Below are 11,820 nucleotides of genomic sequence, written 5' to 3'. Positions count from 1 at the left end.
TATGGCGATTAAATTAAATAAGGAGGAAAGTTTATTTAGAAATGAACTGCTTTTTACAGTTGATGCAAAGGCAATAAATATTGATAATACATTGGTTAATCTGTTTATGCTCCTAAAGCACAATGGAATTAGACCAAAGCAGCGAGCTCGTTCAGCAGGGAATGCATTTATTGAAATTCAGACTCTGAAAAAAGTGTTCGCCAAACTTGAAGAAGAAGGTTCCGTTCTAGGATTTAAAGATAATCCAGAAGCAGTAGAACTGTGGATGAGGAGTAATTTGGTAAATATGGTTTACCGGGGAAATATCGATAAAGAGAAAATTTCCTCACTTAGACCAATACATTTGGAGTGCTACAGAGTTAGAAATGCAGCCAATACAAGAGATTACAATACCGCAGACCAGGTGTACCTGATGCTTTCTGTCAATCCAACCGTAAAGGAAGATTTGAAAAACTTTCTAATGGAGGGTTGGGATCAAACTACTAATAAAATCAATATCTCCAACGGGTTGGATGTGGATAGTTTGGGATTACTGCACATTATCAAAAATGTAAAGCCAGGATTTTTGGAAAGCACTTCGAATCTTAACCAAATCTATCCTATACTGCAAAAACAAGCTGAATTATTTTGCGACGATGTTAGGAGACTGTTGGTTTATAAAAGACTTATCCCAAGAAATGTATTAATTGACTATTTGAAAACAGTGACATCCTTTCACCTATCTATTTATATCCAAAAATTAATTCACCTTTTACCGAAAATGATAGAAAGTGGAACTTCGGATATAAATGATGACTGGAATATTGTATTAGATGCAACCGATAATCATGAAAGCAAAGCAGCTAAAATAGCAGCAGATGATGCTGAAAGTCTAATAAATAAAGTTTACGATTATGTTAAAGCTACTTTCCAAGTCAATGCGACATTGCGAAGGTTGAAGTTGGATAAAAACAATTCAGAAAACATACATAAAGCATTCCAGATATTAAAAGATAAACCATCAGATTTTGAGATTTACTTTGAAACACAATGGGATAATCTTTATAACTCCTTGGAAGAAGAGGACCAGCTGATGATAGAAGATATGGTGCGGTACGAAGACACCTACTTTGATCGATACGTAGAAACGATTCTTAAAGCAAGAGGAACATACCAATATCGTTATCATATCCAATTAATTGACAACCTTTCTCAAAAAAACAATGAGCGTGGGTTTATGGCTCAAGGTCGAAGCCGCAAACATCCTAGACGGTTTGTTTTAGGTACACGACTTCTAGAAACCTTAGTTCAAATACTTGTATTGGAATCAAAAGACAATCAGTTCAATACGCGAACATTATCAATTGAAGAACTCATTCAGAGTATTAGAGATAGGTATGGTCTAGTGATAAATGGCTTAAATGAAGATCGGTTTGCAGATGCAGATTTACAAACTCACTTAGCATTCAAAGAAAATGTTGATGCTTTTAAAAGAAAACTTCGTCAAATAGGCTTTTACAATGATCTAAGTGATGCCTACATTCTTCAAAGAATAAGACCTCGTTATGAATTAAATGCTCAGTAAAATGGAAATATTGAAAACGCCTAATACATATTACAGAAAAATAATCGATCTCATCCTTCAGCTTCATAAAGAAGATCTCAGTAAGGCAACTGCCGGGCACTGTATGAAAATAACTGGTTTGGGGCTTAACGAATTAGATTTTTTATGGAATGTCATTCATGTTCAGTATCCAAACATTGATACTTTTATAGTTTCAGAAGATAGGAATGCTGATAAAAAATTTATCTCAGCAACTAAATTAATTGAATTAAGAAATAAACAAGATGCACCATTATTGGTGTTGATTCCGTCTAACAGTAGAACTGCTGCTGAAGACTCCTACGGCAACGCTACTTTCAAGGAAATTTCTTTAGAAGGTATAGAAACAAATCTTAAAAACGATTTATTAGATACTATACCTGATAGATGCGCCCACATAATTAAAAATGAAATACTAAATTATCTGAAGGCTTACGATGTAAACATTGTCAACATTATTAAGTACTTACTAGCCTTAGAAGAAGATCATTACTCAAGTAAAGCCATTGGAGACAACTTATATCTATTGAACTTAATACCGGATTCAAATTTGGTTCAAGAAACAGAAAAAGTTAGGTCTAGGTTAAACTTCAATATTATAAGCACCACTCTACTAAGCTCATTTAGTAAGCCCCTCTACGAAAGAATTTCTGAGCTTCCATTGGAGCCAAATACACTACAAAAAGAAGTAGTAAATTTCATCAAGACAGAAAATGAGGCAAGGAAGGCAGAAGAAATTTGCCGACTTATCTCCGAAAAATATCCCGAACTTAATTTTTCCAATTGGGAGATTCCAGATTTGGATTTTACGCATATTAAACTTTTTGCTGAAGAAATTAAATCCAACGATTTTAAGATTGAGGAGGGCAAAAAAGTTCTTCACGTTGAGGAAAATAAAATTTCGAAGGTTCGTATTCGATTTAGGACTAACCCTAACCCAAAAGATATATCAGACTTAAAGTACTTTAAGGTATTATTAATGGCGGTTGACGGTGGCTCCGGAGAGGAAATTTCAGTTTTAAGGAAGCTTAAAAACACAGTTTCAAACCGCCCTTTCCGTGAAGCAACTGTGGAATTGAACAGCAATATTATCGAAGAGGGGTCTTATTTTTTCAAAGTATTGGCTGAAGACGGACACGGAAATATCTTAAATGGAGACGATGATTTTAAAGAAACTAAAATCCAAAAGGCTTGGGAGGAAGCTAAAGCTAAGGATGAAAATAGTGCAAAGAGCAATTTTCCATACAAGCTAACCTGTGACTCTGAAGATTTTGATTATGTGGTAGATGAAACTGTTGAACGTGACAACGATCATCGCAAGGATAAATTAAACAACGTATTACAGGCTTATTTCAAATATAGAATTGAAAAACTTAAATCTGAGAAAGAAGCAGACGAACCTATTCCTACTAAAAATTCAAATATTTGGCTTAACGATTTAAAGAAGCATACATCAACTTTTCATATTAATTATTCTGAGAAGCATAATTACCAGATTAGTTTATCTTCAAAATTACGTGAAATTGAAATCACATTTTTGGAGCACAGTAACAGCTTCGGGTATGTAAAAGGCGTACTAAAAAGCAATTCTTCTGCTGTTGGCTATGAGAGTCTGCAATTTGTAGAAAGTGAATTAACAAGTATAATTCCTGTTGCAATACTAAAACTTAGAGAAGAGATTTTTTCAAGTATTCAGACATCAAACGAAACTGGTGACGGTGTTTTTGAAACAGCCGATATATTTAAACATCGTGAAAAAATTAAAGAATACGTTCAACAGCTAACAGATTGGACTACTTCTCTTAATGAACAAGTTTCCAATGACAATTTAAGCTCCGAAGAGAAGAATAAAATACAACATTTTCTAACGGAACTACAAATACTTGATATCGCAAGGATTAAAACTAAACTTCCAGACGGCCAACGTACCGAGGCACTTTTGCTTTCTCCATTGCATCCATTACGACTAGCTTGGTCTTTACAGCTGATGGAGGTCTTTAATGAGTGGGAACAGAAGACAGAAAATTACCCTAGTTACAGAGACACATGGATGAAAAACCTAGATTACTTATTTGAAGGACAGCTTTCTCCTGAAAATAATCCTTTAGTTTTAGTTGAACCAAGCTCATTTAAAAGCTATCATTATTCAGGTGAATTAGCATACGGCTGGGGATTATACCTGAATGTATTAGCCGATGAATCGAAAAATGGAATGACATCCGTCTCAAGACAGATGAAACATTATTTCAGGCAGTTGTTCAATATTACAAAGGATAATTATGTGGAAACGGACATTAGCCAGAAATTGGTAGTTCGTCACATTAAAAATTACCTTTCGCAACACCCTTACACTGACAAACTCATTATTAACCTCATAAATTCTGGGGATACCTCTGTATTCGCTGATGCATTTGTAGAATTGGAAAAAGAGGATTCTTTTAAAGGAGTTAAGTATGAAATTAGAATATTTAAAGGTGATGATAAAATTATCGAACATGGTGAAGCTCTTAGAAACCTTATAAATCCCGAGTTCAATGTTTCTGAAGAAGCGGAAGCTTTTTCTCAACCATCAAAAAACCGATTGTTTCCAAAACTTAGATTTTCAATTAACAGCATATCAGATTACCTAACAACCCCTTTTAGATTTACAGCGCATTTAAGTTTTTTAGTAAGCCCATTTCCTATTACAGTAGAGTTAATCAAACCATACAGAAATGATCGGAATTTTTATCTTAATGGACTTTTAACAGAATCAACTGTTACTTTTGATGAAAATAGCACCGAAATAAAATGGAATCGGTTTATCGTTGGTAATAGCCTATCAATTTCATATTCCGGCGCAGGAGCATTAGGTGTTCAACTATTTGACAATATTCAATCATTTATAGCCGGTGCTTTAGCTTCAAAACATACGGATTCTATACCTTCAACACAATTAAGGCTAAATGATAGGGATAAGGTATTATTAACTCATTTGCATGACTACTCCGACTGGGTTGTAACCTTTGACAAAAATCTTGGCCCTCAGATATTTGATCAGCCCTCAAAAGATGGAAATATTCCGTTTCTCCTTGATTATGTTCCTGGAGAAGAGGTGTCGGGCATTACATCATATTTAACTACAAGACCCACATCAGAAGTTTTAGGCTTACTTGGCCCGCATTTCGAAGAATTCAACTTAGATATTCACAAACCAGACGACGAAAAGAAAATAAAGATATTACTCGAAGATTTAAGGGCAGTCAGTAGTTCATTAGTTTTACAGCTCAATTCGTCAAAAAATAAAGCTTTTGAAGTAATTGGATCTGCTTTTACCAAACGGATACTGGAAAAGAAAGGTTTTTTAGAAGAAGCTTTTTTGATTCCAATTGATTTGCACCAAAACCTTTTTGAAAACCTACTAATTGACAGTAAAAGCCGGGCTGATAATTTGTTGGTGTCTATTAACATTGAAAAAAGAGAAATCAATATATCCATTATAGAGATTAAATGCAGAAAATCACTTGGTGAAACAGAAAGTAGCCATCTAAAAGAAAAAATAAAAGAACAAATTGAAAATACAATTACAGCTCTAAGAATTCATTATGATCCAGAATATCATTTGTCATTCGATAGATTGGATAGAGAAATCAAGAATAAGGAGTTAAAGTCTCTATTAAGCTTTTACATAGAAAGAGCACACCGTTATGAATACTTAAATGAAAATGCTTACGAAAGTTACATAGCATTCCTGCAATATTTAGATGCGGGATTTAAACTAAAATTTAATAAGCTTGGATTTATATTCAATTTTTCAGCTTCAAAGAAGCATTATAAAGAAGTTCTAGATCATGATTTAACATTCTTCACCTTTGGTGGAAAGTTAATTGAAATGATTCTTGACCCAGATTCCGATCTTAATACCAGAAGGTTAGAAGACAATGATTTTGATTCTGAATTAAGTTCAGCGATTGGCGCAGACACAACTTTAAAACCATTCATTCAGAAATTCAAAGCAAAAGAGCTACCAGAGAGTGATGTAGTAAAAACTGAACCACTTCCTAAATCTCAAGTAAAAGAACCAGTTTATATACAACATCCCGCTTTCGAAAAATCAATTGCTGCTGAACCAAAAGAAGAGTATAAATTAACTCATCAGTCAAATGTTGAGTACTCGATTGACAACATTGAATACACCGAGGAGATCATCCTGAAAAGTAGCCACAGAACACCAAGCTATGACCTTTTGATTGGAAAAAGTTCTTCAAGTAATCAATTTGGGATACTTGGTGAAAGTTTACATGGTAAAAAAATAGCAATCGACTTGAGCGAGACCAACACAATCAGTCTTTTTGGGGTTCAGGGAGGTGGTAAGAGTTATACAATAGGTACCATTTCTGAAATGGTACTAAAGCAATTCAGTGATGTAAACGAACTCCCAGCCCCTCTTGCAGGAGTGATTTTTCACTATAGCGAAAGTATGGACTATGAACCAGAGTTTACCTCTATGATCTATCCAAATGATCAAGAGAGTGAGCTTAAAAAGTTAAAAGAAAAATATGGAGCTGACCCCGCTAATATTGAAGATGTTATCATACTCACTCCTAGAGATAAAATTGAAGAACGACAATCGGAATACCCTTCTATAGAAGTTTTACCTATCGCATTTAATTCTAAGGAATTAAGCGTTCAAGATTGGATGTTCTTGCTTGGTGCTATTGGAAATGATTCTGCCTACATAAAGCAGCTTAAAGCTATTATGAAAGATCATAGAAGAAACATTACAATAGACGGAATCGTCGAAAGCGTTGAATCATCTGAGTTGTTGTCTAATTCCCAAAAAGCATTAGCTAGGCAAAAACTAAGTTTCGCAAGAGAATATATCGACGATAATTACACTCTTCGTGATTCACTTAAACCAGGAAGATTAATTATTGTGGACTTAAGAGATGAATTTATTGTGAAAGATGAAGCTCTTGGTTTATTTGTAATCATGCTAAACGTGTTTTCGGCTGTAAGAAATGCAAATGGTGCTCATTTTAATAAATTTATCGTATTTGATGAAGCTCATAAATACATGGACAATAAAGACCTTACAGGTAATATTGTAACTGCTATCCGTGAAATGAGACATAAGGGAGTAAGTATAATGATTGCCAGTCAAGATCCTCCTAGCTTACCAAATGAAATAATTGAGCTAAGTTCTATTGTCTTATTACACAAGTTTAATAGCCCTCAATGGTTGAAACATATTCAGAAATCTATTACACAACTTTCAGCACTTTCTCCTGCAGATATGAGTTCATTGATGCCAGGTGAAGGCTTTTTATGGGCTACCAAGGCAACAGAAAAAGGAATCTCTGCTAAACCTGTTAAAATATCGACAAGACCTAGAGTGACTAAGCATGGAGGCGGAACAATACAGGCAACAGGAGGAAAATGAAATCTATTATATTCACACATAAAGGGAAACGAGAAATAAATCAAGACTATATCTTGGTTCGAAATCTTAATCCCGAAACTTTTCTTTTCATTGTGGCTGACGGGATGGGTGGATATGAGCAAGGGGAAGTAGCTTCACGGTTAGTATCAGAAAACATACTTACATACCTATCCTCCGTGTCTGATATTAATTCCAATCATGTTCAGAAAGCAATAAATAAGGCAAATCTCGCAATACGGCAATTCAAGGAGAAAACAGGAAAAAAGCTTGGAACAACTGTTGGCGGTGCAATTGTTACATCAAATGAAGCTCTGTGTTTTTGGGTCGGAGACGTAAAGATTTTTCATTTCAAAAATAATGTACTCCAAAAAGAGTCTCATTCACATACCCTTATGAATGAAGTCATCGATAAAGGATCTATTGTCAATTCCGAACAGATCAGCAAATACAAGCATGTTGTAACGCGATCAGTTCAGGGAGACGTTTACCGGTCACAAATAGATTTTTTTAATGTAAGCCTAGTCGAAGATCAAGATGTATTCTTAATTTGCTCGGATGGAGTTACTGATATTTTCAGTGGTATTCAGATTCAACAAATTTTGGACACCAACAAATCCTATGTCGAAGCAATGAATATTATTGAGAACCGCTTACTTGAAGAGGCTAAAGATAATTTCTCCTTGATATTGACAAATTTTAATCAATCTTAGCAAATGGATTTTTTGCGCAATAAATCGCATTCCAAAAGGATCATAATCTAATTAAATATGAGTGACACTCCACAAAAAAGTGCGGTTGATATAGCGCTTGACGAAGATAGAAAAAAAAGCGAAATAAAGGCCATTCTACAGGATCTCGAAAGACTTAAAACCGTTCCCGTAGAACGTAAAAGGAGATGGATATGGGAACTTTTGCAAAATGCCAAGGATTGTGCAAGCAAGCATGGAACAAAACAAGAAAGGACAGTAAACGTAGAAATCTCACTTAACAAAAGTATCCTTAATTTTTCCCACGATGGAATTCCATTTACCCTTAACGACTTACTAGCTCTAGTAAGACGAACCAGTACAAAAGCCTTTGATCACTCAGACGATAGTACAGGTAAATTCGGAACCGGATTTGTTACCACGCACGCACTGAACAGGATGGCTACTGTTTCAGGAATATTGCAGGCACGCAATGGTCCTAAAGAATTTATAATTCCAGTAGACAGACGAGCGGACAGCTTCAATGAATTAGAAATTTCGCTCAATGAGGTTTTCGGTATTATTAATACATTCTATGAGGAAATTGGGAATAACATTGGCAACAAAACACCAACTATTTATAGCTATAAACTTGATGATGACAGCTACCATCTCGCACTAAAAAGCATTGGAGATTTCATTAAAAATCTCCCTTTTGCACTCTTGATCAATTCCACTGATGAAAAATCTGGGATAGGCACTATCACAGTTACTTTCGATCAACAAACAACAATTTACTCACTGTCGCCACCAACAGAAATATTTCCAGGTGTGATGTTTTCCGAACTAAATGGAAAAATCAAGACTAATAATGAAAAACACCAAGAAGGGCTGATTCACTTTAGCTATAAAGATTTGACAATTGCAGTTCCTGCAATTTATAAAAACAACCTCTGGGAAGTCCAAAAGATAGAAAAGGAAATTAAGCTATTCAGGGATTTCCCCCTTGTAGGAACTGAAACTTGGCATATTCCTTTTCTTCTACAATCAGCAAATTTCCAACCATCAGAGCAAAGAGATGGTGTTAGAACTTTTAAAGACAATGAAGATCGTGTAGATCCAACAGCTGATACAAATAGAAATATCTTTATTAGTTACAAGACAGCTTTAATTAGCTTTTTTACAATTCTGCAGTCTGCGGGAGTGAAAGGTCTACATCTCCTTACTGAAAGCGGATTACCTGAAGAAAAGATAGAATATACATCTACGCATTGGTATACCAGCAGCATTCAAAAACCACTAAGGGAGTTTTTCAGTAAGCACCCTCTTATAACAACTGCTTCAGGTAAACCAATTGCCATCTCACAAGCCAAAATCCCAAGAATTTTTCCTGTCGAAACCGATAACCTGGAATTCTACCAAATAGCAGTCAAACTTTTCCAAGATCAATTTCCTGATGAAAATACTTTTCTGGACTGGCAACGGATTGTGTCACAAGATTCCGAAAATTGGGAGACAACAATAACCTGCACAGAAGAAGATCTTCTAAAATGTGTCATAGCGCCAAATGGTCTAGACAGGCTAGAACTTACCCAAGATGAGGCTAAGATAAATTGGTTAAATCAGCTCATTAATTTTCTGCACCGAATAGGACGACACGACCTAATTGAAGGTTATGCAATATACCCTAACACAAAAGGAGATCTTCTTAAAAAAGAGGCTTTACGTAAGGATAATTTACTAAGTGATAAATTGAAAGAAGTCGGTGATAAGCTTGGACAAAAAATTTATGATGTCTTAATTCATCCAGATATTGAGCTATTAGATGGAATCGATGTATTTGATATTAAAGCATTCTATTATGGTATCAATACTTTCATTGGAGGAATTATTCCAGCTAATGAACACCTTGAAAAATTCCAGGCAATTTTTGAATTAGTAAGCATGTTCCCTAACGACCTTTCTAGAGAAAGGAATAAATGGTTTAACCATATCAGTCAATTGGTTCCAGAACTTATTCCTGAGAAGCAACAAGTGAAAGATATGGAAGACTTCAATTTTGGTTCGGCTGAACTTGCGTCAATAAAATATGTTTGCTGGCTGGTTGAAAATAGCTTGAACTTTAACGAATTTTCAAATACCTATTTTAAGAATGATAAGAATTCGGCGTATAAATGGTTGAACACAATGATCGAAATTCTATTTAGGACTACAGATTATCAAACACTTCTTGCTACAAACGCCATAATCCCTATGCAAAGCGGAATGTTCAGAAAGCTAGAAGCCAATATTTTTAGAGAGGATAAAAAAGATTTTTTCGATCCGTTACTAAAAGAACTTTACACAACTTACACAGGAAATGGCGACGCAAAAAACATATTAATCGCTATTGAAATTACAATTGAAATGCTTCCATGGGCAACAGCGGAACTGCTTGCTAAGCCTATTGATGATCTATTTTTAACGCCTGATATTCAAAAGAATGTTGAGTCTGGAAAGCCATTAAATCCACTTTTCCACAGCTTAAATAACTGGTTTGGAGACGACGAAACCGAACGTGGGATACTATTTCCACATTTTAGGAAGGAAAGACCTGTATTATATGTAAAAGCTTTCGGCCCTGAGATTAGCAAAATGGTAATGGCTCTATCAAAAATCGATAAAACACCGGAAGAAATACAAGCGTTAGCTGAGCTTGATATGTCTGCATCAGAATTGAATATCTTAATTGAAGCATCAAAAATGGCTGGAGGTGCACAAAAGTTATTGATTGCTGCAAATGAGATGCAAGAAGCTGCGAGGCAAGCGGAATGGAGAAAAGCTGTAGGTAATGCAGCGGAAGATGCTTTTGTTGCAGCCATTGAAAATATCAAGGCATTGAATATTACGAAACCTGATAACGGATATGATTTCGAAATTATACATCAAGGAAATGATCCTTACTTGTTGGAGATAAAAAGTACAGTAGAACATAATGAAACTGTTAAAATGTCCGGAACACAAGGACGGACAGCCAAAAAGCATAAGGAAAGATATGCTTTATGTGTGTTATTGCGGGAACAATATGATACTGTTGTCGATAAAGAATACTTTATCGCAAACGCAAGGTTTATTCTTAAGATAGGTAATATAATCGAACCAAAAGTGGATGACATGGAAAATAGCTTAGCTAAAATCGGATCATATAATACTGGTGAGATACAAACTAGGCTTGAGAATAACAATTACACCGTCAATGTCAGCAGGGCTATGTGGAGGAACTTTTTGAGTTTTGACGAATTTATTAGGTTTTTAGAATATGAATATTTCAAAATTGTTAAAGAGGATAATACATAGGTCAAACGTATTAAAAATTGACCAATGATAGTAAATAGTAATTATCCCATCCTGCTATTTTTCGTTTTTTTCTAATGCTTTTCTTTTCAGTGCTAATAGTTTCATTGAGTAAAATCTTTGGGGATAATTTTAAAATCGAAGAAAATTTTGTGCAGCATTTTTATATCTTTTTCTGCTTTTATCCTCGCCAAAAGAAAGATCTAAATGCCAATGTAAATTATTTTCTATTTTCCATTGTGAACGAATTGCTTCTGCTATTTTCTTGGGTTCACAAGGCTGACTTGAGATATAATAACGGGTTGCTGTTTGTGTGTTTTTAGCTGCTTTCATGTATCTTTTGCTATCTATTTTTATAATTGTGTGAATCGATTTCCATTTATCTGCACTCGATAAATGCGTCATATCGTCGATTACTGTGCAAACTAGATATTCCGACGAAAGGACTGGAATACCCATCAATATCGTTAATTTTCGGATTCTGCTCTCGTAATTTATTGACGTAACCAGAAATTTCACTCGAACTTGATACAATAAATGTATCAATGTATTGGTCCATCCACTTAATAATTGCCCTCTTTTTTTCGTCTTGGTTATTTTCCATATTAGGTTTTAAAGATATTTTTAGCAGTTAGATTTCGCGTTCTAGCGCATCCAACCCGTTTGCAAGTTATGAAAATGGTATGCGTCCCAGCAATAGCATCAATCCACTAAATCCTGATTGAAGTATTGTGGAAGAAGATTATGCAGTTCTGATGATTTGGTATCATTGATATTATTTAGAACATGATGCAACC

The 11,820-nt window shown here is 34.9% G+C and carries 5 protein-coding genes; 4 read left to right on the top strand and 1 reads right to left on the bottom strand.

The features are described from left to right. Position 1 precedes the first annotated feature (1 nt). From mads7 to ACNQGN_RS07575, 4 genes are read left to right on the top strand one after another with little or no spacing between them, the layout of a single operon-like run. On the top strand, positions 2 to 1,564 hold the full coding sequence (gene mads7, locus ACNQGN_RS07590; protein WP_417987238.1) for a methylation-associated defense system protein MAD7: 1,563 nt from the start codon (positions 2 to 4) through the stop codon (positions 1,562 to 1,564). A gap of 1 nt (position 1,565) precedes the next feature. Next, on the top strand, positions 1,566 to 7,004 hold the full coding sequence (gene mads8, locus ACNQGN_RS07585) for a methylation-associated defense system ATP-binding protein MAD8 (protein WP_417987237.1): 5,439 nt from the start codon (positions 1,566 to 1,568) through the stop codon (positions 7,002 to 7,004). Continuing rightward, positions 7,001 to 7,714, top strand: a complete 714-nt coding sequence (locus ACNQGN_RS07580; protein WP_417987236.1) for a PP2C family protein-serine/threonine phosphatase — start codon at positions 7,001 to 7,003, stop codon at positions 7,712 to 7,714. The genes mads8 and ACNQGN_RS07580 overlap by 4 nt, the downstream gene beginning before the upstream one ends. A 57-nt stretch (positions 7,715 to 7,771) precedes the next feature. Next, on the top strand, positions 7,772 to 11,026 hold the full coding sequence (locus ACNQGN_RS07575; RefSeq protein ID WP_417987235.1) for a sacsin N-terminal ATP-binding-like domain-containing protein: 3,255 nt from the start codon (positions 7,772 to 7,774) through the stop codon (positions 11,024 to 11,026). Positions 11,027 to 11,155: 129 nt separating this feature from the next. On the opposite strand, the gene ACNQGN_RS07570 is transcribed toward ACNQGN_RS07575, so the two are convergent. Further along, positions 11,156 to 11,482 carry an ISAs1 family transposase gene (locus tag ACNQGN_RS07570; RefSeq protein WP_417987234.1) on the bottom strand — a complete coding sequence of 109 codons (327 nt, stop codon included), beginning with the start codon at positions 11,480 to 11,482 and terminating at the stop codon, positions 11,156 to 11,158. Positions 11,483 to 11,820 lie beyond the last annotated feature (338 nt).

Origin of the sequence: Flavobacterium rhamnosi (assembly GCF_048286515.1) — a bacterium.
In the GTDB taxonomy this organism is placed as follows: Bacteria; Bacteroidota; Bacteroidia; order Flavobacteriales; family Flavobacteriaceae; genus Flavobacterium.
This window is presented reverse-complemented; position numbering and strand designations above follow the sequence as displayed.